Origin of the sequence: Pseudomonas graminis, from assembly GCF_013201545.1 — a bacterium.
GTDB lineage: Bacteria > Pseudomonadota > Gammaproteobacteria > Pseudomonadales > Pseudomonadaceae > Aquipseudomonas.
Genome location: NZ_CP053746.1, coordinates 4,241,571 through 4,265,503 on the forward strand (window position 1 = coordinate 4,241,571; position 23,933 = coordinate 4,265,503).

General features: G+C 61.7%; 22 protein-coding genes and 1 pseudogene. 5 read left to right on the top strand and 18 right to left on the bottom strand.

From position 1 onward, the window contains the following. The first annotated feature begins 664 nt into the window (after positions 1-664). Complete coding sequence (locus FX982_RS19135; protein WP_172612069.1) at positions 665-961, top strand: hypothetical protein; 297 nt, start codon at positions 665-667, stop codon at positions 959-961. Next, positions 954-1,304, top strand: coding sequence for a LexA family protein (locus FX982_RS19140; RefSeq protein ID WP_254074822.1), 351 nt, complete (start codon positions 954-956; stop codon positions 1,302-1,304). Before FX982_RS19135 ends, FX982_RS19140 begins: the two co-directional genes overlap by 8 nt. A 448-nt stretch (positions 1,305-1,752) precedes the next feature. Here FX982_RS19140 and FX982_RS19145 read toward each other — a convergent pair whose 3' ends face one another. The 7 genes from FX982_RS19145 to FX982_RS19175 form a co-directional block, all read right to left on the bottom strand. Beyond that, positions 1,753-4,419, bottom strand: coding sequence for an excinuclease ABC subunit UvrA (locus tag FX982_RS19145; protein ID WP_172612070.1), 2,667 nt, complete (start codon positions 4,417-4,419; stop codon positions 1,753-1,755). Positions 4,420-4,456: 37 nt separating this feature from the next. Next, a complete protein-coding gene (locus tag FX982_RS19150) occupies positions 4,457-4,630 on the bottom strand; it encodes a hypothetical protein (protein ID WP_172612071.1) in 174 nt (57 codons plus the stop codon). Continuing rightward, on the bottom strand, positions 4,627-5,697 hold the full coding sequence (locus FX982_RS19155) for a DNA topoisomerase IB (RefSeq protein WP_172612072.1): 1,071 nt from the start codon (positions 5,695-5,697) through the stop codon (positions 4,627-4,629). Before FX982_RS19155 ends, FX982_RS19150 begins: the two co-directional genes overlap by 4 nt. Positions 5,698-5,809: 112 nt before the next feature. Next, positions 5,810-6,898: a molybdenum ABC transporter ATP-binding protein gene (gene modC / locus FX982_RS19160; RefSeq protein ID WP_172612073.1), complete on the bottom strand. Its 1,089-nt coding sequence runs from the start codon at positions 6,896-6,898 to the stop codon at positions 5,810-5,812. Then, positions 6,895-7,581: a molybdate ABC transporter permease subunit gene (gene modB, locus FX982_RS19165; protein ID WP_172612074.1), complete on the bottom strand. Its 687-nt coding sequence runs from the start codon at positions 7,579-7,581 to the stop codon at positions 6,895-6,897. The genes modC and modB overlap by 4 nt, the downstream gene beginning before the upstream one ends. Continuing rightward, positions 7,582-8,349: a molybdate ABC transporter substrate-binding protein gene (modA, locus tag FX982_RS19170; RefSeq protein ID WP_172612075.1), complete on the bottom strand. Its 768-nt coding sequence runs from the start codon at positions 8,347-8,349 to the stop codon at positions 7,582-7,584. It lies immediately after the preceding gene. A gap of 138 nt (positions 8,350-8,487) precedes the next feature. Further along, on the bottom strand, positions 8,488-9,564 hold the full coding sequence (locus tag FX982_RS19175; RefSeq protein ID WP_172612076.1) for an NAD(P)H-dependent flavin oxidoreductase: 1,077 nt from the start codon (positions 9,562-9,564) through the stop codon (positions 8,488-8,490). A gap of 92 nt (positions 9,565-9,656) precedes the next feature. Here FX982_RS19175 and acuR point away from each other — a divergent pair, with 92 nt between their 5' ends. Next, entirely contained in the window at positions 9,657-10,295 is a 639-nt protein-coding gene (gene acuR / locus FX982_RS19180; RefSeq protein ID WP_172612077.1) for an acrylate utilization transcriptional regulator AcuR, read from the top strand. Between the two features lie 49 nt (positions 10,296-10,344). Beyond that, complete coding sequence (gene acuI / locus FX982_RS19185; protein WP_172612078.1) at positions 10,345-11,328, top strand: acrylyl-CoA reductase (NADPH); 984 nt, start codon at positions 10,345-10,347, stop codon at positions 11,326-11,328. On the opposite strand, the gene FX982_RS19190 is transcribed toward acuI, so the two are convergent. The 7 genes and pseudogenes from FX982_RS19190 to FX982_RS24905 all read right to left on the bottom strand — a co-directional run. After that, positions 11,329-11,772 carry an RES family NAD+ phosphorylase gene (locus FX982_RS19190; RefSeq protein ID WP_172612079.1) on the bottom strand — a complete coding sequence of 148 codons (444 nt, stop codon included), beginning with the start codon at positions 11,770-11,772 and terminating at the stop codon, positions 11,329-11,331. Then, the gene (gene parS, locus FX982_RS19195; RefSeq protein WP_254074823.1) at positions 11,772-12,221 is read right to left on the bottom strand and encodes a type II RES/Xre toxin-antitoxin system antitoxin; all 450 of its coding nucleotides are present in this window, start codon (positions 12,219-12,221) and stop codon (positions 11,772-11,774) included. Before parS ends, FX982_RS19190 begins: the two co-directional genes overlap by 1 nt. A 127-nt stretch (positions 12,222-12,348) precedes the next feature. After that, positions 12,349-13,470: a bifunctional DNA-binding transcriptional regulator/O6-methylguanine-DNA methyltransferase Ada gene (ada, locus tag FX982_RS19200; protein ID WP_172612081.1), complete on the bottom strand. Its 1,122-nt coding sequence runs from the start codon at positions 13,468-13,470 to the stop codon at positions 12,349-12,351. Between the two features lie 96 nt (positions 13,471-13,566). After that, positions 13,567-14,430 carry a copper homeostasis membrane protein CopD gene (copD, locus tag FX982_RS19205; RefSeq protein ID WP_172612082.1) on the bottom strand — a complete coding sequence of 288 codons (864 nt, stop codon included), beginning with the start codon at positions 14,428-14,430 and terminating at the stop codon, positions 13,567-13,569. 4 nt (positions 14,431-14,434) lie between these two features. After that, a complete protein-coding gene (gene copC / locus FX982_RS19210) occupies positions 14,435-14,821 on the bottom strand; it encodes a copper homeostasis periplasmic binding protein CopC (RefSeq protein WP_172612083.1) in 387 nt (128 codons plus the stop codon). 223 nt (positions 14,822-15,044) lie between these two features. After that, on the bottom strand, positions 15,045-16,229 hold the full coding sequence (locus FX982_RS19215) for a methyl-accepting chemotaxis protein (RefSeq protein WP_438826338.1): 1,185 nt from the start codon (positions 16,227-16,229) through the stop codon (positions 15,045-15,047). Beyond that, positions 16,221-16,682: pseudogene (locus FX982_RS24905) on the bottom strand (MCP four helix bundle domain-containing protein); the annotation flags it as partial. The gene FX982_RS19215 and the pseudogene FX982_RS24905, both read right to left, overlap by 9 nt. Positions 16,683-17,319: 637 nt before the next feature. Between FX982_RS24905 and FX982_RS19220 the strand changes: the two are divergent. Continuing rightward, positions 17,320-18,642: an OprD family porin gene (locus tag FX982_RS19220; RefSeq protein WP_172612085.1), complete on the top strand. Its 1,323-nt coding sequence runs from the start codon at positions 17,320-17,322 to the stop codon at positions 18,640-18,642. 219 nt (positions 18,643-18,861) lie between these two features. Here FX982_RS19220 and FX982_RS19225 read toward each other — a convergent pair whose 3' ends face one another. The 4 genes from FX982_RS19225 to gcl all read right to left on the bottom strand — a co-directional run bounded on the left by FX982_RS19225 (position 18,862) and on the right by gcl (position 23,846). Continuing rightward, positions 18,862-19,857, bottom strand: a complete 996-nt coding sequence (locus FX982_RS19225) for an IS110 family transposase (protein ID WP_172610027.1) — start codon at positions 19,855-19,857, stop codon at positions 18,862-18,864. A gap of 322 nt (positions 19,858-20,179) precedes the next feature. Beyond that, positions 20,180-21,082 carry a 2-hydroxy-3-oxopropionate reductase gene (locus tag FX982_RS19230; protein ID WP_122537181.1) on the bottom strand — a complete coding sequence of 301 codons (903 nt, stop codon included), beginning with the start codon at positions 21,080-21,082 and terminating at the stop codon, positions 20,180-20,182. Between the two features lie 158 nt (positions 21,083-21,240). Beyond that, positions 21,241-22,023: a hydroxypyruvate isomerase gene (gene hyi / locus FX982_RS19235; protein ID WP_172612086.1), complete on the bottom strand. Its 783-nt coding sequence runs from the start codon at positions 22,021-22,023 to the stop codon at positions 21,241-21,243. 47 nt (positions 22,024-22,070) lie between these two features. Next, on the bottom strand, positions 22,071-23,846 hold the full coding sequence (gene gcl, locus FX982_RS19240) for a glyoxylate carboligase (protein WP_172612087.1): 1,776 nt from the start codon (positions 23,844-23,846) through the stop codon (positions 22,071-22,073). Between the last annotated feature and the right edge of the window lie 87 nt (positions 23,847-23,933).

The window sequence follows — 23,933 nt, forward strand, 5'->3', positions numbered from 1 at the left end:
TCAGGGATATTGCCAATGCGGTCCCAGCGAGCAATATTGCGCCAATAACGTTGACGGGCGCTCGCCTATTTCTAGGTACCAAGCAGAGCACGATCAACCAGATGATCGCGATTGTGATAATTGGAATTAGGTTTCCCACGGAAGGCCCTCGCTGGAGAATCGCCTCCCGAGCATCGGGGGGCTAACCCAGATACATCGACAACACGCTGATTTACTTTAGTTTTTTAATTGGTGCAGCCCTTGACTCTTTTTCTCTCACATCTTTGACAGCCTCGGGCGCGTTGGCTGTCTATTGGTATTTAGCACTCCGGCAAGAACCTGGCAGCACGCGTCGATGCGGCATTGGATCACCCCATACCGGGCGCGGTCAGAACTAAGCACCACCGGCCGCGTGATAGTCCGCGCTCAAACCCCTTTCGGCTCGCTGATGATCTAGACGCGAATCGTCGGCGCGAAGTTGTAGCGCTCTATCGGCTAAAGGTCGTATTCGTTGATGACAGCTGCTCTGGCGCAAGCGTCTTGAGGGAGTGGTCCATTGGCTCGTAGATCGAGGACCGCCCGCACATGAGGCCACCTGTCGTAAATGGGCTTATACAGTGTTGACCGCAGCCAAACCGCTTAGTTAACTGTACGCATATACAGTATCAACAAGCGAAGCCTCCCCATGTACGTCCTCATCACTCCGCGCCGCCAGATGGGCGTCGCCGTACCGAAAGACCAGCTCAGCAGGATCCCGCCGTTCAAAGGCGACGTGCAGATCGTTGAGTCTCAGTGCTCCGCCCTCGGCCGCATCACCCGGGAAGCTTTCATCTTGAACAGCGTAGGGCACGCGCGGGATGCTTTGCCAAGGCTTCTGGATGCCAGCGTGACGAGCATGGGTACCCAAGGTCTCATTATTTCCGGCATCGAGCAGGTCGAGGAGGCGTTTTACTTCCAGTCGTGGTGGTGCCGCTTTGAATAACGACCTGGCGCCTGATCACTTGGACACCTCCCTGGACGATTTCCTGAAAATCCGCGCGCCGGGCACTTACCTGGTGACGATTGAAGGCGACAGCATGGAGGGGGCGGGCATCTTCTGTGGTGATCTGCTGATCGTGGACAAGGGTATCGACGCCAAGGCAGGGCAGGTCATCATCGGCGTGGTTAATCAGCAGCCGCTGGTCAAGTACCTTGCCTATGTGAGCTGTCACACGGTGCTGCGCTCGACAAACCGAAAATATCCCGACCGCTTCATCATGGAAGCAGACGACTTCGATATCTGGGGCGTGGTCACGCACAGCATCCGAGACCATGCGAAGAATTGAGCATGGACGTCAAAGGGCATGAACCGAAAATCAGGAACAACTGCTCGAGCATGAGGCGCGACGAGAGTACGCGTTCGACCATCGGGCAGCGAGTCGGCCGACCATGCCTAAGGATTGCAGCGGCTCGGCTTCATCGACGAGTAGGAGTGACGTGGATCCTCGAGCCCGTCGATGCGGCGCCTTCTCATCTTTTGGGGGGACTTCGCCTACCGGAATTGGCTGAAGATTGGTGAAGGGGGAAAGAACGAGGCAGTGATCATCGCGGAACGTCGGCGAGCGGGCAAACAGTCCAGCGAAAGCGAAACAGTACATCCATCAGTACAGCGAAAACCTAAACATCAGCTATAGCCTTTAAAATCCTGGGTCTTGGCCGATCGGTTCGACTCCGGCTCGGGGCACCAATCAGATAAAAGGCACTTGAGGGCAACCTCAAGTGCCTTTTTAGTTATTACCCCCTTAACACCTTCCGCAAAAACGGCGCCGTCCGGCTCTCCGCCACATCCGCGACCACCTCAGGCGTGCCAGCAGCCACAACATTGCCCCCCTTGTCACCAGCCCCCGGGCCGATGTCGATCACCCAGTCACTCTGCGCAACCACACGCATTTCATGCTCAACCACCACCACGCTGTGCCCCGCATCCACCAACGCATTCAACTGCGTCAGCAGGCGATCCACATCGGTGGGATGCAGGCCCGTGGTCGGTTCGTCGAGCACGTATAAAGTGGCGCCGCGCTGACTGCGCTGCAGCTCCGTCGCCAGTTTGATGCGCTGGGCCTCGCCGCCGGACAGTTCTGTCGCAGGTTGCCCAAGACGCAGATACCCCAGACCAATATCACGCAGCACCGTCAACGAGCGCAGCACGCCGGGTTGTTCGGCGAACACGTCTACCGCTTGTTCAACCGTCAGCTGCAGCACGTCGGCGATGCTTAAGCCATTCCACTTGATAGCCAAGGTGTCGGGGTTATAGCGCGCGCCATGGCAAGTCGGGCAGGGTGCGTAGACGCTGGGCATGAACAGCAATTCCACACTGACGAATCCTTCGCCTTCGCACACCGGGCAGCGGCCTTTGGCGACGTTGAAAGAGAACTGACCGGCGTCGTAGCCGGCCTTCTGCGCGTCGGGCGTCGCGGCGAACAGTTTACGCACGTTGTCGAAGAGCCCGGTGTAGGTCGCCAGGTTGGAGCGTGGGGTGCGGCCGATGGGTTTCTGGTCAACCTGCACCAGTCGCTTGACCGCGCTCATGCCACCCGCGATGTGGCCGCCGGTGGGTTGCGGCGCGTCGTCTTCCAGGCTGGATTCTTCCGCTTCGACTTCCGCGACTGGGCGCCCCAACTCTGCGCCCACCAGCTCCAGCAATGCCTGGCTGACCAGGCTGGACTTGCCCGAGCCGGAGATGCCGGTCACCGAGGTGAAGCAGCCCAGCGGGAATTCAGCGCTCAGTTCATTGAGGTTGTTGCGGGTGATGCCTTCCAGGCGCAGCCAGTCGGTCGGCTGCCTTCTTGTCGAACTCAGTGCGGAATGCTCGGCGAACAGATGACGACCCGTTTGCGAGGCTTCGATTTCGGCCAGACCTGCGGGAGGGCCGCTGTACAGCACATGTCCGCCATGCTCGCCGGCGGCAGGGCCGACGTCGATCAGCCAGTCGGCGCGGCGCATGGTTTCCAGATCGTGCTCGACAACGAACAGCGAGTTTCCGGACGCCTTGAGTTGCTGCAACGCCGTGAACAGCGCTTCGCTGTCCGCCGGGTGCAGGCCTGCAGAAGGCTCGTCCAGTACGTAGATCACACCAAACAGCTGCGAGCCCAATTGTGTCGCCAGGCGAAGACGCTGCAGTTCACCGGACGACAGCGACGGCGTGCTGCGATCCAGCGCCAGGTAACCGAGCCCCAGCTCGGTGAGGGTGCTGACCCGCGCCAGTAAATCCTGAGCGATGCGCTGAGCGGCGAGGCGCTTCTCGACGGACAGGTCTGGCGTTGCACGCACGTCGGGCGCGGCATCGTGGGCCGAGCCGCCTTTGCTGACCCGCTTGTTTTTCGCTTTCGCTCGCTGTTCGCGATCCAGCACGGCGGTGTCGCGATCTTCATCCGCGAAGACCCCCGCAGCCACCGGGCGCAGCACTTCCGCCAGCCGCAACAGCGGCATCTGCGACAACTCGCCGATATCGAGGCCAGCGAATGTCACCGACAGGGCTTCGCGCTTCAGGCGTTTGCCGTCGCACAGCGGGCAGGGGCTGCCGCGCATGAACCGCGAGACGCGCTTTTTCATCAACGCGCTCTGAGTGGTTGCAAACGTGTGTTGCACGTAGCGACGGGCGCCGGTGAAGGTGCCCTGATAGCTGGGTTCGAGCTTGCGCTTGATCGCCAAACGCGTCTCTTCAGGCGTCAGGCCGGCGTAGACCGGCACGTTGGGCTGTTCGTCGGTGAACAGAATCCAGTCGCGGTCCTTTTTCGGCAGATCGCGCCATGGGGTATCCACGTCGTAACCCAGGGTCACGAGGATGTCGCGCTGGTTCTGACCGCCCCAGGCCAAGGGCCATGCGGCGATAGCGCGCTGGCGAATGGTCAGCGAATCGTCCGGCACCATCAGTTCTTCGGGAATCTCATAGACCCGGCCCAAGCCATGGCACTCGGGGCAGGCGCCCTGGGGCAGGTTGGGCGAGAAGTCTTCGGCGTAGAGCATTGGCTGGCCCGGCGGATAAGTTCCCGCGCGGGAATAGAGCATGCGGATCAGGCTGGACAGGGTCGTCACGCTGCCGACGGAGGAGCGCGTGCTCGGCGTGCCGCGTTGTTGCTGCAGCGCGACGGCGGGCGGCAGACCTTCGATCGAGTCGACGTCGGGCACGCCCACCTGATCGATGAGGCGTCGGGCGTAGGGCGCGACGGATTCGAAGTACCGGCGTTGGGCTTCGGCGTACAGCGTGGAGAACGCCAGCGAGGATTTGCCCGATCCCGAGACGCCGGTGAACACCACCAGTGCATCGCGGGGGATGTCGACGTCCACGTCCTTGAGGTTGTGCTCACGGGCACCGCGGACCCGGACGAATCCGGGGCGGTCGGCATCTACGGTGAAGGAAGAAGGGCGGGCGTCATCTGGCAGGTGCGGCGGTGTGGTCATGGGTGAGGCCTTTGAATCCTGAAATGCAAGAACGGGTTTACTCGGCGAGGGGCACCTTGGGGGTGTGCCCGGCGTCATCGTGGTCGCCGCCTGTCAGCGGCTGGTCTTCACGTACGTCGTCGGTGCGGTCGCGGTCGTCGGCCACGTCGGCAGGGCGCGCGTCCGGGTCGTTGAGTTTTTCGCCGGGGATATGAGCGTCGTGGGTGGTCATGCTGTTTCTCCTGTCAGTTCTTCGGATGCTTCACGAATGACCTCGGCGGCCTGCAGGCCCTGAAGGAAACCGGCCAGCGCCACTTCCTCCAGACGCAGACCCTTGCGCTGGCGGATGCGCGGCAGCTTGGCCAGTTCGCCCATCGCAAAGGCTTCCAGCACGGCCGGGTGGATGTAGCACTTGCGGCAGACGGCCGGAGTGTTGCCCAGCAATCGGGCGACTTCCTTGACCATGGACACGACGTGTTTCTTCGCGTCCGCTTCCGGTTCCCAGTGCAACTTGCGCAGGGTCGCCAGGGCCATCGCGCTGCCGGCCCAGGTCCGGTAATCCTTAGCGGTGAAGTCGGCGCCGGTCAGTGTGTGCAGGTACTGGTTGATGTCATGGGAGGAAACGGTATGCCGTTGGCCGTCGTCGTCCAAGTACTGAAAAAGATTCTGGCCGGGCAATTCCATGCAGCGCTTGATGATGTTCGCCAGGCGCCGGTCGGTGACGCTGAGCCGGTGCTCGACACCGCTCTTGCCGCGAAACTCGAAGAAGATCTTGCTGCCCTTTACGTCGACGTGCTTGTTACGCAGCGTGGTCAGACCGTAGGAGCGGTTGTCCCGGGCGTACTGGCTGTTGCCGATCCGGATCAGCGTTTGGTCCAGCAACGACAGCACCGCCGCCATGACCTTCTCGCGGCCCATGCCGGGTTTCGCCAGCTGGGTTTCCAGCTGTTTGCGCACTTTGGGCAGGGCCTTGCCGAAGGCGATCATCCGCGAGTATTTGTTCTCGTCGCGAATCTCGCGCCAGCGCGGGTGGTAGCGGTACTGCTTGCGCCCGCGCGCGTCGCGGCCAGTGGCTTGCAGATGGCCCTGGCGGTCGGCACAGATCCACACGTCGGTGTACGCCGGCGGGATGACCAGCGCGTTGATGCGCTTGATCTCCTCTTCGTCGCGGATGCGCTGGCCGTCGGTGTCGAAGTAGGCGAACTTGCCGCGCAGGATCTTGCGGGTAAATCCGGGCTGGCTGTCGTCGACGTAATGCAGATCTTTGGGCAGGTCTTCGCTGTGAATTGTGTCCGGCATGAAAGGCAGTCCTGAATGCGGGTCTTTTTGCATTGACCGTGACGCTGCGCAGTCGTGCCGAATAAATGTGCGCATGAGGGGTGCGATGGGTGCGATGGGTGGTGGACCGGGACTATGCCAGCAGCGCCACCGACTTGATCTGCGCCCAGAGCCGTTGCCCGGGCGCCAGTTGCAGCTGATCCCTTGAATACCGGGTGATCCGCGCCAGCAGCGGCGAGCCGTCGGCATCCAGGCGCACCAGCACATGGGCGGTGTTGTCGGCGGCGACCTCATCGATGACCGTCACCGGCAGGCGATTGAGAATGCTGCTTTGCGCGTCCGGCTGCAGGCTGAGGCTCACATCCCGCGCCTGCACCTTGAGCCGAAGCGGCTTGCCAGGCAGCAACGCGGAGTGGGCGACGCGGATACTCAGGTCGCTGCGCGGCAAACGGACGGTGATGAGTTGATAGGCCGCGTCGTAAGCCTGCACGCTTCCCTCGATCACCACGCCCGCGTCGTCGCCCATCGCCAGCGGCAGATCCAGCCGCGCCAGTGTTTCGCCGATGGGGCCGCTGGCCAGCGCTTTGCCGTCGCTGAGCAATACCAGATGGTCGGCCAGCCTGGCCACTTCATCCTGGGCGTGACTCACGTAAATCAGCGGAATATCCAGCTCGTCGTGGAGGCGTTCGAGGTACGGCAGGATTTCGCTTTTGCGCTGCGCGTCCAGCGCCGCCAGGGGTTCGTCCATCAGCAGCAGGCGTGGGCTGGTCAGCAGCGCCCGGGCGATGCCGACCCGCTGACGCTCGCCGCCGGACAGTTTGTCGGGCGCGCGTTGGAGCAGATGATCGATGCCCAACAGCGAGGTCGCCTGCTGCAACGTAATACGCCTGTCCCGTTCAGGAATTCGCTTGAGGCCGAAGCGCAGATTGCCCTCGACGTCGAGGTGCGGAAACAGGCTGGCTTCCTGGAACACGTATCCCAGAGAGCGTTTGTGTGGGGGGAGAAAGACGTTGTTGGCGCTGTCCTGCCAGACCTCGCCGTTGACACGGATATACCCGTCGGCCGCCTTTTCCAGCCCTGCAATGCAACGCAGGCAGGTGGTCTTGCCGGAACCGGAATGGCCGTACAGCGCCGTGACCCCGCGACCGGGCAGGTTGAGGTCAACGTCGAGGGCGAACTCGGCGTAATCCACCTTCAGTCGGACATCGATCGTCGAACTCATGCGCCGCTCCACGCTGACCGGGCCTTGCCGCTGGAGTACAGCGCCAGCAGCACCACAAAGGAAAACACCAGCATCGCCCCGGCGAGCCAGTGGGCCTGGGCGTATTCCATGGATTCCACATGGTTGTAGATCTGCGTGGACACGACGCGGGTTCTCTCCGGGATGTTGCCGCCGATCATCAGCACCACGCCGAACTCACCCACGGTGTGGGCGAAACCCAGGATCGCCCCGGTGATGAAGCCGGGGCGCGCCAGCGGCAGAATCACCGAGAAGAACGTGTCCCACGGGCCTGCGCGCAGCGTTGCCGCCACTTCAAGGGGCCGAGGGCCGATAGCGGCGAAGGCGTTCTGCAAGGGCTGCACCACGAACGGCAGGGAATACAGGACCGAACCTATCACCAGCCCTGTGAAACTGAAGGTCAGCGTGCCGAGCCCGAGGCTCTGGGTCAGCTGCCCGATCGCGCCGTTTGGCCCGAGTAACAGCAACAGATAAAAGCCGATCACCGTGGGCGGCAGCACCAGGGGCAAGGCCACAATCGCGCCGATCGGGCCTTTGAGCCATGAGCGGGTGTGCGCCAGCCACAGCGCGATGGGCGTGCCGACGATCAGCAGAATCACAGTGGTCAGGGACGCCAGTTTCAGCGTCAGCCAGATGGCCGCAAGGTCGGCACTGCCCAGCAGCATTTACAGCTGATACCCGAAGGACTTGATGATCGCGGCGGCTTTCGGGCCTTTGAGGTAGTCCATCAGCGCCTTGGCCGCGGCGTTGTCTTTGCCCTTGTTGAGGATCACGGCGTCCTGCTTGATGGGCTCATGCAGGTTGGCTGGCACGATCCACGCCGAGCCACCGGTCAGCTTGCCATCCTTGAACACCTGGGAGAGGGCGACGAAACCCAGTTCGGCGTTGCCGGTCTGCACGAATTGGTAGGCCTGGGCGATGCTCTGGCCTTCGACGATCTTGCTGTGGGTCGCGTCGGTCAGGCCCAGTTTGTCCAGGGTCTGGGTGGCGGCGAGGCCATACGGAGCAGCTTTCGGGTTGGCAATGGACAAGTGCTCGAACTTACCGTTCTTAAGCACCTCGCCCTTGTCGTCGACATAGCCATCTTTGGCCGACCACAGCGCCAGGGTGCCCACCGCGTAGGTGAAGCGCGAGCCTTTCACGGTCTCGTTTTCGCTTTCCAGTTTGGCCGGGGTGGTGTCATCGGCGGCGAGGAACAATTCGAACGGTGCGCCATTTTTGATCTGGGTGTAGAACTGGCCGGTGGCGCCAAACGAGGCCACGAGTGTGTGGCCGGTATCCTTTTCGAAATCCGCGGCAATGGCCTGAATCGGCGCGGTGAAATTGGCGGCAACGGCCACTTGGACCTCATCGGCGAACGCTGTGCCCGATGACAGCGTTGCACAGGCGATGACCAGGGAGGTGGAGGTGAAGCGGTTTGAAACGGCGCGCATGGAACGACTCCGGGCTAGCGAACGGAATGAGGAAGAACGCCAACCGGACGCCGGTCAAACGCTATGCAGCGAAATATATAGCGGCTTCTCTCCGCGCGGAAGCCGGATCTGGCCGCGCGGGGGTTTTATATTGCCGGCTCAGCGCCCGGCCAGCCGCTCAAGGGCGCCAATGGCTAGCTTCCGGGTGAGTTCTTCTGCGGACAGCGAATGCTTGATACCCACCGCCTGACCCGCCCATAGGTTCATGAAGCCGTCGTCACCCCGGGCTTCAGCCTTGCTGCGCAACGGCATCAGCGCGCCGCCCGCCGTGGGGAAAGCTGGCGCGGTATCGGACATGGGCCCTATCTCCCGCATGATGCGGTTGACGATACCCCGGGCCGGGCGGCCGGTGAAAATATTGGTGATGGCGGTATCGCTGTCCTGGGCGCGGCTCAGTGCCGCCTGATGCAGCACCGACGTCTTGGCTTCCGGAGTGAACAGGTAGGCGGTACCGATTTGAACCGCTGACGCGCCGAGCATGAACGCCGCGGCAATACCGCGACTGTCGGCAATGCCACCGGCGGCGACAACCGGCACCGTCACGGCATCGACGATCTGCGGCACCAGCGCCATCGTTCCGACCTGGGTGTGCAACTGATCGCTGAGGAACATCCCGCGATGGCCGCCGGCCTCGTAGCCCATGGCGATGATCGCATCGCACCCCCGTGCTTCGAGCCACATGGCTTCTTCCACGGTGGTCGCCGAGGAAAGTACCTTCGCGCCAGTTGCCTTCACTCGCGCCAGCAACGCAGCATCCGGGAGGCCGAAATGAAAGCTGACCACTTCCGGGCGCAGCTCTTCGATCAAGGCGCACGCCGCCTCATCAAACGGCGCGCGGTTGGAGGTGGGGGTGGGAGCATCGAAGTCGGCGCCCCATTCGTCGTAGTAGGGCTTGAGCAGGTTTTTCCAGTCTGCATCGGCCTGCGGATCGGCGGATGGCGTTGAGTGACAGAAGAAATTCAGGTTAAGCGGCGCATGGGTGCCCGCGCGTATACGCGCCACTTCTTCTCGAATCTGCGCCCGGGTGAGCATGGCGCAGGGCAGCGAGGGCAGGCCGCCGGCTTTACCCACCGCAACGGCCATGGCCGAGCCGGACGCACCCGCCATGGGCGCTTGCAGGATGGGCAGTTCAATGTCCAGCAGTTTGAGCAGGCGGGTGTCGGGCCAGGCGATCATCGGCAGAGTCTCCATAGCGAAAAGGCTGCTGAATAGCAGCACTTGAAAAGTTGCGGTTGATTTAATAGACGCTCGGTCTAATATGCAACCCCATGAACGACATCATTGCAAAACCCAGACGCCCCGGCCGTCCACCGAAAGTGGCACGCCCCGATGACTTCGACACCCGCGAGGCGCTGATCCGCTGCGGGGTCGAGGTGCTGACCGAGCAAGGCTTCATGGCCACGGGCATCGACGGCATCCTCAAGCGCGTCGGTGTGCCCAAAGGCTCCTTCTATCATTACTTCGCCAGCAAAGAGGTCTTCGGCCTCGCGGTGCTCGACAGCTACGCCGGCTACTTCGCCCGGCGCCTGGATCGCTGGCTGCTGGATGAAACATTGTCGCCGCTGGAACGGCTGGCCGGGTTCGTTCAGGAATCGAAGGTCAATATCGCCCGCCACGATTTCCGCCGCGGCTGCCTGGTCGGCAACATGGGCCAGGAAGTGAGCGTCCTGCCAGCGGGCTTCCGCGAGGCGCTGGAAAAGGTTTTCCTCGACTGGCAGGCGCGCCTGACGGTGTGCTTCAAGGCGGCCATCACAGCAGGCGAACTGCCTGCGCGCACCGATTGTTCAGAGCTGGCGGCGTATTTCTGGATCGGCTGGGAGGGCGCTGTGCTGCGGGCTCGACTGGTGCAGAACGAGCAACCGCTCAACACCTTCATTATCGGATTTCTGCGTGGCTTGCCGCGCTGATGTCTTCAGATCTGTTTATAGACGAGCGGTCTAAATAGGAGTGAGTGACATGTTCAAAGGCATCCTGATCAACAAAGACGACAATGGCTACCGGGCCGAGCTGACGGACATAGACGACGCTCAGTTGCCTGAAGGCAACGTCACGGTGCGCGTCAGCCATAGCACGTTGAATTACAAGGACGGCCTGGCGATCACCGGCAAAGGGCCGATCGTCCGGCAGTTTCCGATGGTGCCCGGGGTGGACCTGGCCGGCACGGTCGAGGACAGCAGCGATCCGGACTTCAAGCCAGGCGATCAAGTAGTGCTTAACGGCTGGGGCGTTGGCGAGGGCCATTGGGGTGGCTTGGCGGAACGGGCGCGGGTGCAAGGCAAATGGTTGATCCCGCTGCCGAGCGCCTTTACGCCAGCGCAGGCCATGGCCATCGGCACGGCCGGGTACACCGCGATGCTGGCGATCATGGCGCTGGAGAAAAACGGCGTGACGCCGGACAAGGGCGAGGTGCTGGTGACCGGCGCCAACGGCGGGGTCGGCGGCTTCGCCATTGTGCTGCTGGCGAAGCTTGGCTATCGCGTCGTGGCCTCCACCGGCCGGGTAAGCGAGAGCGAATACCTCACCTCCCTCGGCGCCGCTGAAATCATCGACCGCGCGACCCTTGCCGAGCCCGGCCGCCCACTGGCCAAAGAGCGTTGGGCCGGGGCGATCGATTCGGCAGGCAGCCACACCCTGGCCAATATCTGCGCCAGCACCCGCTATTGGGGCACGGTGGCAACCTGCGGCCTGGCCCAAGGCATGGACTTTCCAGCATCGGTGGCGCCCTTCATTCTGCGCGGCGTGACCCTTGCCGGCATCGACAGTGTCATGCGCCCGCGTCAGGACCGCATCGACGCCTGGGAGCGTCTGGCCCGGGATCTGGACCTCTCGCTGCTGCCGTTGATCAGCCGCGAGATCGGCTTGAGTGACGTGATTGAAACCGCGCACCAGCTTATGGACGGGCAAGTGCGCGGCAGAATCGTCGTCGACACCCGGCGCTGATCAGCCGCAGGTGAAAGGGCGCACGTCGAGCACCCTGACCTGCGCCATGGCGGGGTGACGGGGATTGAGCAGCAGGTTGCGCGTGTGGGTGATGATCGCGGAGGGCACGATGAGTCCGAGCTGCTCACGCCGTTCCAGCCAGACGCTGCCGAAATCCATGCTGGGTCGGTCCGCCGGCGTGACGTCCCACCCAGGCGGCAATTGGGCGAGGGCCGGCTGCCAATACAGCGCCGGGTCATCCGGCAACTGCAGGTGAACGAGCTGGAAACCCGGCTGCGGCAGGCTCGCGCACTGAATGAGCGTGTCCAGCGCGCAGCCTGATGCGCTCAGCGCAAGGTAGACGGCAGGCTGGTCGGCATGATTCCAGCGCCCGCCGAACTGCGCGGCACCCAGGCCGGACAGATCGTTCGCGGCACTGTCTTTGCTGATCCTCCAGGCCTGCATCAGACGACCCCGCCGTGCTGCAAGGCGCTGAGCACCCGACGTGCCTGGCGCGCGCCGATTTCTGTTTCGCACAGGGCAATCGGCGTCTGCCCGTTGAGCGCGCGGTTTGACGCCACCATCCAGCGGCGGGCGGTGTTCTGGTCTTCGAAGAGTTCGGCGGCGTGGGTGGCGAGCGCGGCAACCCGATCGAGGCGTTCGGAGCCGACAATGTCCAGCGGCCGTTGCTGACGCTGGCGGCGTTCCAGGGTGGAGAGCGAGGTCGCCAGCAGCGCCTCAAGCTGGCTGTTGCTCAGGTGGAAGGCGTTACGCAGCACCTTGACCCAGCCGGGCGGGAAGCCCGAGCGGATGTAGTCCAGCCGTTCGGTTTCGTTGCGTGCATTGAGCTGGTCGGCGATCAACCAGAATGAGGGGGCGGTGTCGGTTATCGCTGCTTGAAGAGTCGAAGGCACGTCCATGCTCCTTGTGAGGTCCGGTGCAGGGACCTTACGCCGCTGTCAGGCTTTCTCAAGCGAGAAGCTGTTACCGGCGTTTGCATGCTTTGCTTCTCTGGCGGGACCGGCTTGACCCGGGAAACTTCTAGCGGGTCTCTGCGACATTCGCTGCCGAACCGGATGCTTGCTCTGCTGCTCGACCCTCGCGATCAAGAAGCGCGCGCTTGCGTTCGACACCCCAACGATAACCCGACAACGCGCCGTCGCTGCGCACCACCCGGTGACAGGGAATGGCCACGGCAATGCGGTTTGCCCCGCAGGCCAGGGCGACCGCACGACTGGCCGTCGGCGCACCGATCCGTTGGGCGATTTGTGCGTAGCTCGCGGTCGTGCCCGGCGGGATCTGCGCCAGGGCCTGCCACACCCGCTGCTGAAACGCCGTGCCCTGCAAATCCAGGGGCAGGTTCAGGCCCAGCTTCGGCGCCTCGATAAACCCCACCACCTCAGCCATCAGCCGCTCGAACTCGGCATCCCCGCCAATCAGCGTGGCGCTGTGAAACTGATCCTGCAGGTCTTGCACCAATTGGTTGGGGTCATCGCCGAGCAGAATGGCGCACACGCCGCGCGGACTCTGGGCCACCAGAATCGCACCGAGAAAGCACTCGCCGACGGCAAAACGGATCTCCAGCGTCGCGCCGCCCTTGCGGTAATCCGTTGGCTTCATGCCCAGCAGTCCGGCACTGGCTTCGTAAAAACGGCTGTTGGAATTGAAACCGGCGTCATACAGGGCGTCGGTGATGCGCCCGCTGTCCGTCAGTTTGCTGCGCACCTTGCCAGCGCGGTGGGCGTTGGCGTAGCCCTTGGGTGTCAGGCCGGTGACGGCTTTGAAGACGCGGTGGAAATGCCAGGGGCTCATTCCGGCGTGGGCGGCCAGCTCGGTGAGGGTCGGCAGCAACTCTGCTTCGGCGATCAGTCGGCAGGCCCCGGCGACCACGGCTGCATGCTGCTCGGCCAGACCGGTGCGATCGGCGGTGGCGCGCTTGCTCGGGCGGAACCCGGCAGCTTCGGCCTCGGTGGCGGTCGCAAAGAACACCACGTTTTCCGGGCGGGGCAAGCGTGCGCTGCTGCTCGGCCGGCAGTAAACGCCGGTGGTGCGAACGCCGTAGACGAACTCCCCGTCAGCGCTGGCGTCCCGTGACAACACGGCGTTCCAGCGCGGATCGAGCTCGACGTTTTCGGCGGACGGATGGCTCGGCTGACGGCTCATTTTCGGCGGCTCTCTGACGGTTCAATGGCCTGTACGTTAGCGGCGTCGATGGCGGACGACACTCCGAGTCTTGCGCTCAAACTCTTGCTTTCAACGTCAGCCCAGCATCGGCGGCAAGGTGCCGAGCAACGAGACCGCCGCCAGCGCACCTGCGCCGAGCAGGCCTTCCAGCAACACGCTCAGCCTCAGGCGCCTCACCGGCAGATCATCCGCCTGGGCCAATTGCCGGTTCAGTGCCGCCAGCGCCAGCATGCCCAACACCATCGTTACTTTCACGGCTAGGACCAGGCCGAACCCGGCAAACGCCGGTTCAGGCCAGAATCCGCCGCTGAGGGCACGAACGTTGATCAGGCCCGTCGCGATGATGACCGCCACCAGCCCGTAGCCGATGCCGCTGAAGCGGCGTAATACGGCCCCAAGGTCGACGGAATGAACATCCTTAAGCAGCACGGCCAGCATCAGTAATCCGCCGAGCCAGGTGCCGACGCCGAGCAAATGCAGCATCTGGTTGAGGATCAACAGCTGGCCTTTCAGCCCATCGAACATCGCGCCGTGGCCGACCGGCGCCAGGGTCAGCAGCAACAGCGTATTGAGGACCAGCAGGATGCCTGGCTTGACCCGGAGATGGAGGATGACCACCAGCGCGTTCAGCAGCAGATGAATAACCCACACGTGCCCGAACCAGGTGTTGCCCAGCACCCGCCCGACGGTGGACGGATTGATCGCGCCGTTCCAGTCGCTGCTCAGGTAAGCAGCCGTCAGCATCAGCCAGACCAGCGCGCTCGCCAGCGCAATAGCGGCGAGCCAGACGAGCAGCCGACTCAGCCGACGTCCCGCCGGGCTGGCCTCAAAAGGCAGCCGTTGCCGCGCAAACAGCAGGCTGCGAAACGCGCCGACCCCGAACAGCAACAGCACTGCGCCGAAGTGGAGGAAGCGGCACAGGATCAGTCCTTCGTGCATGGGGTTATGGCGTCACCTGAAAACGGTAGGTGCCTTCACTCTTGTGGGTGTCCACCGACACGGCGTGCCATTCCACCTTGTATTTGCCCGGGACCATCGGCACGGCCGGGGTCACGATCAGGACTTTCTTGTCGTTGGGATCAGTTTCGACGCTGCGCGTCTGGATGATTTCAGTCGGCGTATCAGGCGCGTCCAGGCTGATGACCACTTTGGTGAATGTGGCTTCGACGCCTTCGGAGAAGACCAGGCGCAGCTCTTTGGGTGCGCTCACTTCACTGTCGGCAGCCGGCTGCTGGCTTTCAAGATGGGCGTGGGCGAAGGCAGCCGTTGAGGTCAGACAGGCCAATAGGGAAAGGCAGGAGAGGGCGTGCTTGAAACGTTGGGCAGACATCGGCGGGACCTTTGCTTGGGCGGCAGTTGCAGCGAATGGATGACGGCATCGACGACGGTCGACTTGCGATGATCGGATCACTACTAGACCAGAAAGTGCAGAGGGACTCCAGCGATTAAGCCGGGTGCGGCGTCAGAATCAAGACGTCTTGAGCGCGGAAAACAAGGCGGGGGGGTGATGGAGTAAAAGGGCCACGCCGCCTGCGCGACGCGGCCCTGCAGGGTCAGACCTTGAAGAAGCTTACGCGGTCGGTCAGCACGTCGGCCAGGGTCGACAGCTCGCGGCTGGAGCGCGCCACCTGATTGGAGCCGACGGCGGTTTCCAGCGCCGAGTCGTGGATGCGGTTGATGTTGACGCTGACGTCATCGGCCACCGCCCGTTGCTGCGCGGCGGCGCTGGCGATCTGCGCGTTCATGTCGTTGAGCGCGCCGACCTCGTGGCGGATTTTCACCAGCGCGGTTTGCGCTTCGTGGGTCTGCTCGACGGTGCGCTGGGCCATTTCACGGCTTTCCCGCATCAGGTCGGCAGTCTTCACCGCACCGGTCTGCAACTGACCGACCATGTCACGGATTTCCTGGGTCGACTCCTGGGTGCGGTTGGCCAGGGAGCGAACCTCGTCGGCGACCACCGCGAAACCGCGACCTGCTTCACCGGCGCGGGCGGCTTCGATGGCAGCGTTGAGCGCCAGCAGGTTGGTGCGTTCCGCGATGGAGTTGATCACCGCCACCACGTTTTCGATGGCGCGGCTGTCGCTGGACACCTGGCCCACCGAATCAGCAGCGCTCTCGAGTTTGCGCGCCAGCTGGTCCATCGCCTGGGCGGTGCCTTCAACCACGCGCTTGCCATTTTCAACTTCGTTATCGGCCGTCTGGGTGGCATTCGCCGCCTGATCAGCGTAGCCCGCCACTTCTTTCACGGTGGTGGCCATCTGATTAATGGCGGTAGCCATTTGCTGGGTTTCGCTGGCCTGCAGGCGCATCTGCTCGCTGTTGCTGTCGGAACTGGACAACAACTGGGCGGAGGAGTGGGTCAACGCCGCAGCGGCCGAGCGCACTTCGGTGATGGTGGCCGACAAGTGCAGGTTGGTCGCTTTCAACGCGCCCATCACGCTGTCGGGGTAGGCCGTTTCGATCTTGTCCGTCAGCTCACCGGCTGCCAGACGACGGATTGAGGCCGCAACCTGGTGAGGCTCGGCGCCGAGGGTCGACTTCAGGCTGCGGATGATCAGCAACGAGGCGATGATTCCCAACACCACGGCGATGCCGGTGGACAGCAACATCAGCGAAGCGAATTGCGCCGCGGTGACCCGCACCGAAGTGATGTGCCCGCCAATGGACGCTTCTTCGAGGTCAATCAGTGCGTTGATACGGGCGAGCCAATCCTTGTAGGCACCGGACACTTGCTCCATCAGCAGGGTCTGGGCCTGATCGATCTCGCCTTGCTGGCGCAACTTCAACAGTTTTTCGGTCGCGCTCAGCGCAGTGCGTTCGGCCGTCTTGATGTTGGCCAGCAGCTCTTGTTCACGGGGCGACGCGCCCTTGGCCTGGTAGATGCGGTCCATGGGCGCGGCGGAGGCTTGATAAAGGCCGTCAAGGCGCTCGATGTCCCGCAAGTGCGTGGCGAGGCCTGCGTCGTTGCGCACCAGCACGGCATCGCGCAGGGCAATGGCCCTGTCGTGCACGCTGCCGCGGAAATTGATCGCGTAACGCTGTTTGACGGTGGCGTCCTCACTGACGTCGGTCAGGGCGGATTCCATCAAGTGAACCCGGTTAACGCCGACCAGTGTGACGAGAATCATCAGCGCGAGAACAAGCCCGAAGCCCAATCCCAGGCGCTTGGCAATTGATAGGTTTTTAAACATGGCGTGCACCTGAAATGAAAGCGTTCGTGATATTAGAACGCTATTACTTGGTGCGCTTTATATCGGAGTTTTGTTGGGACCGGTGAGTTATTTTTACTATGAAGGCAATAGCACCCGCCGGTACTTTTCGATGGAATTTTTACCCAATTGCGCGTTCACTCGAAGTCGGTAGACCCGCGCATGGTAAAGGGACGAAAAAAAGCCACCGCACTGACGTGAGGTGGCCAAAAGTCTTACCAAAGGAATGATGAAGCGGAGCATGATTCGATTGCCTGATGCTGCGGAGTCATCCGGCAATTGATTCGTGTTCTTCATCGCCGACGACGGTAACACTGGCCGAAAGTTTTCAACTATTACGAACATTGATAGTGACTATCAAGACTCGTTGGGAAACCCACTGTGCGGATAGTGCTACAAGATTTTCGGCCTGCAAATGCGTGGTCTACCGCAGGTTGAACGGGCATCAACAACACTCAATGTGCTCCTTTGCCTGGAACAGCCGTCCAGTCATTGGCATGTGTGTTTCGTTTCCATCTGCCGCAACGCCGCTCCAGCGCTGAACCTTGATGTGAACTTCCAACAGTGCCCTGCATTCAGGGGCGCGCGCGCTGGGCCTTAATCGAGACAGGGGATAGCAATGACTTTCGTGAAATGGAATCTGATGACGCTGGCGGTTTCGCTGGGTGTCAGTCAATTGGCAACGGCAGGGGTTGTCAGTGATCAATCGGAGGCCAAGGGCTTCGTCGACGACAGCAGTCTGACCGTTCACCTGAAGAACTACTATTTCAACCGGGACAACAAGAACAGCAAGGACGACAGCAAGGACTGGACCCAGGGTGTGCTGGGTAATTTCAGCTCCGGCTTCACCCAGGGCACCGTGGGTTTTGGCGTTGATGCCTACGGTTATTGGGGCCTGAAGCTTGATGGCGGCGGCGGGACCACCGGCACTGGCAACCTGCCGGTGGACAGCCATGGCAGTCCGCAGGATGAATACGGCACGGCCGGCGGGGCGCTGAAGATGCGCATCTCGAAAACCGAATTGCGTTACGGCAATCTGCAGCCCCAGGCGCCGGTGTTTGCTGCGGGCGGTTCGCGACTGTTTCCGCAAACCGCGACCGGCTTTAACCTGCTGAGCAGCGACATTGCCAATCTGGAACTCGACGGCGGCCACTTCACCGGCAGCAACGGCCCGGTCACCACCAACAATGATCACGGCATCTGGGCGGCGTATGCCAACGTCGAAGCCAGCAGCATTGACTACGCCGGCGGTAAATACGCACTCACCGATAATCTGTCGGTCAGCCTTTACGGCTCGGACCTCAAGGATGTCTGGCATCAGTACTACGGCAATGCCAACTACACCTTGCCGATCTCTGATCAGCAGTCGTTGAACTTCGATTTCAATATCTATCGCACCAATGACAGCGGCGCCGCCAAAGCGGGCGATATCAGCAACACGACCTGGTCGCTGGCCGCTGCGTATTCTTTCCTGACCGCCCACACAGTGACTTTGGCGTACCAAAAAGTGCATGGCGACACGCCGTTCGATTATGTGGCCTTCGGTAATAACGGCGCGGGCGACACCGGTGATTCGATACTGCTGGCCAACTCGGTTCAGTATTCCGACTTCAACGGTCCGGGCGAAAAATCATGGCAGGCACGGTATGACCTGAACATGGCAAGTTACGGTGCGCCGGGTTTGAGTTTCATGGTCCGTTATATCCACGGTGACGACATCGATGGATCCCATATCCCGTCGAACAGCACTTACACCGGTTATGGCGATGACGGCGACCATCACGAAACCAACCTTGAAGCGAAGTATGTGGTGCAGTCCGGCCCGGCCAAGGACTTGTCCCTGCGCATGCGTCAGGCCTGGCACACTGCCAACGGCGATCAGCCTGATGGCGACGTGAAGGAATTTCGTTTGATCGCGGATTATCCGATCAATATTTTCTGATCGGGAGGCGGGTGATGTGAATCCCCGCTGCATAAGAAAGCCAGGCTGTCCGAAAGGAAGCCTGGCTTTTTTGGTTTTGTCATTGGCCTGGATATGTGTAAGCAGGGCGGGCCTCTTCCCGGCTAAAGCCGGTCCTACACAGTACATGTCGCTGCTTTCAATGTGACCGGCCTCAACCGAGAAGCAACGGCGTGCACATCGTAGATACTCTGTTCCCGATCAAGCTTTTTGCAGATGTTTTTCGCTGAAAAGCTTGGCCGTATTGAAGTCTTCGCCGCTGCGCATGCAAGCCCACAAACCTGTCAGGTATTTACGCATCACCGCGCAGATCGCTTGCATCTTACGTTTGCCTCGGCCCACCAGAGCCTCGTAAAAACCCTTCACATAGGGATCGCAGCGGATCGCAGTCAGCGCTGGCATGTACATTGAACAGCGTAAGTAAGCGTTGCCGCATTTGCTGAGCCTGCCAGGCTTGTCGATGCTCGTTCCAGACTGAGTCAGCCGTACATCCAGCCCTGCATGGCGGCTTACCTGGCCTGACTTCAAGGTCGTTGGCAGGGTCGCCATTTCGGCAAGCGCGGCCAGCGTGGAGACCTCGCCCATGCCGGGGGCCGCCAGCATATTATCGAACTGACCTTGCAGCACCGGACAGCTGGCAACCAGATCCAGTCCAGCCTTTCTGAAGCGTTCAATACGCTTGTCAAAGGCTGCGATGGCCTCTTCTTCGTCTTCGATCAGCAGTGCCGAGGACGTGTCAGTCGCCTTAAGCGCGTGCAACTCATTTTTCGCCTGGGTACGGTGGTCGACCAAACGATTGATGTGCCGGCCGATAGCCCGCAGCTCAAGCTGGGCGGAAGTTGGCGGAGTCCACAAGCTAGGCGTCATACGCTCGCCATATTCGGCAAGCAACTGGGCATCGATTGCATCCGTCTTGCTGTGCTGAAGCTTCAGCCTGGCAAAATTACGGGAGCTTTTCGGGTTAATCACCGACACCGGCAAACCCGCTGCACTCAGCTCTATCGCCAGATCCAGGTAATAGATACCGGTGGCTTCCATGACAACGCTGAGCGGTTTGAGGGCCAGGAGTTTCTTGACGGCAGCCTTGCGGCCTTTAGGTGTTTGAGCAATTACCCACGCGCCGGCTGATCGACCCTTATCGCGCCATCCCATAGCCGTCGTGCGTGAACCAACATCAAGACCGACGTGAATAGCCATGGCTTTCATCTCCAGAAAAACTGGGTAATGATGGCTCTGGTTCCCCTGACCTCGAACTTCATGCCGCTGCAACCTTGTAATGCGAAGTCCGACTTGTCGGCTTCTCGATACTCTACGTGGTGGGCAATGAGGCGGGGGGACCTCTCTACGGACAAGGTCAGGATTAACGTCTGCCTTAGGGACCGATCGGTCTCCCCCAGAACACATCTTTTTGGTTATGCATCCAGAAGACTAGCGAGTCTGAGCGGGTGTGTGAGAAACATACAAGGACCGGCTTCAGCCGGGGAGAGGCCGGTACGTACAACACACCTCTCAATGCCAGTCAGTCAGGCCTGTGATCCCCGCGAATCGAAAAATTCGCCATGTGTTCCAGCCCCTTGATCAGCCCCGAGTGATCCCAGCCACTCCCGCCCAATGCCGCGCAGGTGCTGAACACTTGCTGGGCGTTGGCGGTATTGGGCAGGTTCAGCCCCAACTCCCGCGCGCCTTCGAGCGCCAGATTCAAATCCTTCTGATGCAGCGCGATCCGGAAGCCCGGGTTGAACGTCCCCTTGATCATCCGCTCGCCATGCACCTCGAGAATCTTCGACGAAGCAAACCCGCCCATCAATGCCTCTCGCACCTTGGCCGGGTCGGCGCCGTTTTTCGACGCAAACAGCAGGGCTTCAGCCACGGCCTGGATGTTCAGCGCAACGATGATCTGGTTGGCGACCTTGGCGGTCTGGCCGTCACCGTTGCCGCCGACCAGGGTGATGTTCTTGCCCATGGTCTGGAACAGCGGCAGGGCGCGCTCGAAAGTGGCCTGTTCGCCGCCGACCATGATGCTCAGCGTAGCCGCCTTGGCGCCGACTTCACCGCCCGACACCGGTGCGTCGAGGTACTGCGCGCCGGTGGCGTTGATCTTCTCGGCGAAGGCTTTGGTTGCCGAAGGGGAGATCGAACTCATGTCGATGACCACTTTGCCGGCACCGGTGCCTTCGCTCAGACCGTTTTCGCCGAATAGCACGTCGTTGACCTGCGGGGTGTCCGGCAGCATGACGATGACGAATTCCGCTTCCTGTGCCACTTCCCGCGGGTTGGCCAGCACCGTCGCACCGCCGTCCACCAGGGAGGCGGGCGGGGCAATGAAGTGCCGGGAGAGAATCAGTTGATGACCTGCTTTCTGCAGGTTTTCTGCCATGGGCAGGCCCATGATGCCGGTGCCGATGAATCCGATGTTAGCCATAGAAGATGCCTCTGGTTGTTGTGGGGGAGCGAGCAGCAAGCCTCAAGCCGCAAGCCGCAAGCTAGAAGCCGCAAGCTTGACCGCGTTCGTCCAGCTGGCAATTCTTGAAGCTTGAAGCTTGAAGCTTGAAGCTTGAAGCTTGAAGCTTGCCCCTGACTTCAGATCAAATTATGGGTTTTCAGCCACCCAAGCCCGGCTTCGGTGGTGGTCAGCGGCTTGTATTCACAGCCGACCCAGCCGCGATAACCCAGCCGGTCCAGGTGCTTGAACAGAAAGCCGTAGTTGATTTCGCCGGTGCCGGGCTCGTGCCGGCCGGGGTTGTCGGCCAGTTGCACGTGACGGATCGCCGGCAGGTGGTTTTCAAGGGTGCGGGCCAGGTCGCCTTCCATGATTTGCATGTGGTAGATGTCGTATTGCAGCGACAGATTGCGGCTGCCGACCTTCTCGCGAATCGCCAGCGCCTGGGCGGTGGTGTTCAGGTAGAACCCCGGAATGTCCAGGGTGTTGATCATCTCCATCACCAGATCGATGCCCTGGGCTTGCAGGCGGTCGGCGGCGTATTTGAGATTGTCGACGAAGGTCTTCTCGATCAGCCCGTCGTCGAACCCCTCGGGCTTGATCCCCGCCAGGCAGTTGATCTGGGTGTTGCCCAGAACCTTGGCGTAGGCGATGGCCAGGTCAACGCCTGCATAGAACTCCTCGACCCGATCGGGGTGACAGGCGATGCCGCGCTCGCCCTTGCCCCAGTCGCCCGCTGGCAGGTTGAACAGCACTTGAGTCAGCCGGTTGCGGTCCAGCTCGGCTTTGATCTGCGCTGAGCTGAAGTCATAGGGAAACAGATACTCGACGCCACTGAACCCGGCGTCGGCAGCGGCTTCGAACCGTTGCAGAAATTCCAGTTCAGTGAACAGCATCGACAGGTTGGCGCATAAACGTGGCATGACGTACTCCTTCTTGTTCTGGGCTCTTCTTGGATAACCGGGTGCGATCAGTCCAGCAGGCTGAGGGCGGTGGGAGCGTCGGCGCGGCTCTCGGCCAGGGACTCGAACTCGTTGATCGCGTTGATTTCGGTGCCCATCGCAATGTTGGTGACGCGCTCGAGAATGATCTCCACCACCACCGGCACGCGGTACTGCTGCATCAGGCTGGTGGCTTCGGCGAAGGCGGCCTGCAGGTGCGCCGGGTCAAGCACGCGGATTGCCTTGCAGCCCAGGCCTTCGGCAACCGCGACGTGATTGACCCCATAGCCTTCCAGCTCAGGCGCATTGATGTTGTCGAACGCCAGCTGCACGCAGTAGTCGATGTCGAAATTGCGCTGGGCCTGACGGATAAGCCCGAGGTAGGAGTTGTTCACCACCACGTGGATGTACGGCAGCTTGAACTGCGCACCGACGGCGAGCTCTTCGATCATGAACTGGAAATCGTAATCCCCTGACAGTGCGACAACCTGGCGGCTCGGGTCCGCCTTGACCACGCCCAGTGCCGCCGGAATGGTCCAGCCCAGCGGCCCGGCCTGACCGCAATTGATCCAGTGCCGCGGCTTGTAGACGTGGAGGAATTGCGCGCCGGCAATCTGCGACAGGCCGATGGTGCTGATGTAGCAGGTGTCCTTGCCGAAATACTGATTCATCTCCTCGTACACCCGCTGCGGCTTGACCGGGATGTTCTCGTAATGGGTCTTGCGCTGCAGCGTGCGCTTGCGTTCCTGGCAACTGGCGAGCCACTGGCTGCGGTCCTTCAGCTTGCCGGCGGTGTGCCACTCGCGCGCCACTTCGATGAACATCGCCAGGGCTGCGCCGGCGTCGGAAACGATGCCCAGATCCGGCGTCAGCACACGGCCGATCTGCGTCGGTTCGATGTCAACGTGGATGAACGTGCGCCCTTCGCTGTACACCGACACGGTGCCGGTGTGGCGGTTGGCCCAGCGGTTGCCGATGCCGAGGACCAGATCGGACTCCAGCATCGTCGCGTTGCCGTAGCGGTGAGAGGTCTGCAGCCCGACCATGCCGGCCATTTGCGGGTGATCATCGGGGATCGTGCCCCAGCCCATCAGCGTCGGAATCACCGGAATACCGGTCAGCTCGGCGAATTCAACCAGCGCGTCCGAGGCATCGGCATTGATGATGCCGCCACCGGCGACGATCAGCGGACGTTCCGAGGCGTTGAGCATCGCCAGGGCTTTTTCGATTTGCTTGCGGCTGGCCTGTGGCTTGACCACCGGCAGCGGTTCGTAGGCGTCGATGTCGAACTCGATCTCGGCCATCTGCACATCGAACGGCAGGTCGATCAATACCGGACCGGGCCGACCGCTGCGCATCAACTGAAAGGCTTTCTGGAACACATACGGCACCTGGCCTGGCTCCATGACCGTGGTCGCCCACTTGGCCACCGGTGCGGCGATGCTGGCGATGTCCACGGCCTGGAAGTCTTCCTTGTGCATCCGTGCGCGCGGCGCCTGGCCGGTGATGCACAGAATCGGAATCGAGTCGGCGGAGGCTGAATACAGACCGGTGATCATGTCGGTGCCAGCCGGGCCCGAGGTGCCGATGCACACGCCGATGTTGCCGGCGATGGCGCGGGTGTAGCCCTCGGCCATGTGCGAAGCGCCTTCGACGTGGCGCGCCAGCACGTGGTCAACGCCGCCGAGTTTCTTGAAGGCGGCGTACAGCGGGTTGATCGCGGCACCTGGAATACCGAAGGCGGTGTCGACGCCTTCGCGACGCATCACCAGAACGGCGGCTTCGATGGCTCTCATGACGGTCATTTGTTAGTCTCCTGAACTCGATAGTTTTTGTACGTAAACAGCCTGATTTGAATCCGATGTTTTGTGAATGGCTGTTTTTATCCGTTC

Bases quoted from the DNA above. Each gene is read 5' to 3' on its own strand.
- FX982_RS19220 (WP_172612085.1), top strand. From the start codon at position 17,320: ATGACTTTCGTGAAATGGAATCTGATGACGCTGGCGGTTTCGCTGGGT.
- modA (WP_172612075.1), bottom strand. From the start codon at position 8,349: ATGCGCGCCGTTTCAAACCGCTTCACCTCCACCTCCCTGGTCATCGCC.
- FX982_RS19190 (WP_172612079.1), bottom strand. From the start codon at position 11,772: ATGCAGGCCTGGAGGATCAGCAAAGACAGTGCCGCGAACGATCTGTCC.
- FX982_RS19145 (WP_172612070.1), bottom strand. From the start codon at position 4,419: ATGACCACACCGCCGCACCTGCCAGATGACGCCCGCCCTTCTTCCTTC.
- copC (WP_172612083.1), bottom strand. From the start codon at position 14,821: ATGTCTGCCCAACGTTTCAAGCACGCCCTCTCCTGCCTTTCCCTATTG.
- acuI (WP_172612078.1), top strand. From the start codon at position 10,345: ATGTTCAAAGGCATCCTGATCAACAAAGACGACAATGGCTACCGGGCC.
- modC (WP_172612073.1), bottom strand. From the start codon at position 6,898: ATGAGTTCGACGATCGATGTCCGACTGAAGGTGGATTACGCCGAGTTC.
- FX982_RS19135 (WP_172612069.1), top strand. From the start codon at position 665: ATGTACGTCCTCATCACTCCGCGCCGCCAGATGGGCGTCGCCGTACCG.
- acuR (WP_172612077.1), top strand. From the start codon at position 9,657: ATGAACGACATCATTGCAAAACCCAGACGCCCCGGCCGTCCACCGAAA.
- FX982_RS19225 (WP_172610027.1), bottom strand. From the start codon at position 19,857: ATGGCTATTCACGTCGGTCTTGATGTTGGTTCACGCACGACGGCTATG.
- copD (WP_172612082.1), bottom strand. From the start codon at position 14,430: ATGCACGAAGGACTGATCCTGTGCCGCTTCCTCCACTTCGGCGCAGTG.
- modB (WP_172612074.1), bottom strand. From the start codon at position 7,581: ATGCTGCTGGGCAGTGCCGACCTTGCGGCCATCTGGCTGACGCTGAAA.
- FX982_RS19155 (WP_172612072.1), bottom strand. From the start codon at position 5,697: ATGCCGGACACAATTCACAGCGAAGACCTGCCCAAAGATCTGCATTAC.
- FX982_RS19215 (WP_438826338.1), bottom strand. From the start codon at position 16,229: ATGGAGCAAGTGTCCGGTGCCTACAAGGATTGGCTCGCCCGTATCAAC.
- hyi (WP_172612086.1), bottom strand. From the start codon at position 22,023: ATGCCACGTTTATGCGCCAACCTGTCGATGCTGTTCACTGAACTGGAA.
- gcl (WP_172612087.1), bottom strand. From the start codon at position 23,846: ATGACCGTCATGAGAGCCATCGAAGCCGCCGTTCTGGTGATGCGTCGC.
- ada (WP_172612081.1), bottom strand. From the start codon at position 13,470: ATGAGCCGTCAGCCGAGCCATCCGTCCGCCGAAAACGTCGAGCTCGAT.
- FX982_RS19230 (WP_122537181.1), bottom strand. From the start codon at position 21,082: ATGGCTAACATCGGATTCATCGGCACCGGCATCATGGGCCTGCCCATG.
- FX982_RS19175 (WP_172612076.1), bottom strand. From the start codon at position 9,564: ATGATCGCCTGGCCCGACACCCGCCTGCTCAAACTGCTGGACATTGAA.
- FX982_RS19150 (WP_172612071.1), bottom strand. From the start codon at position 4,630: ATGACCACCCACGACGCTCATATCCCCGGCGAAAAACTCAACGACCCG.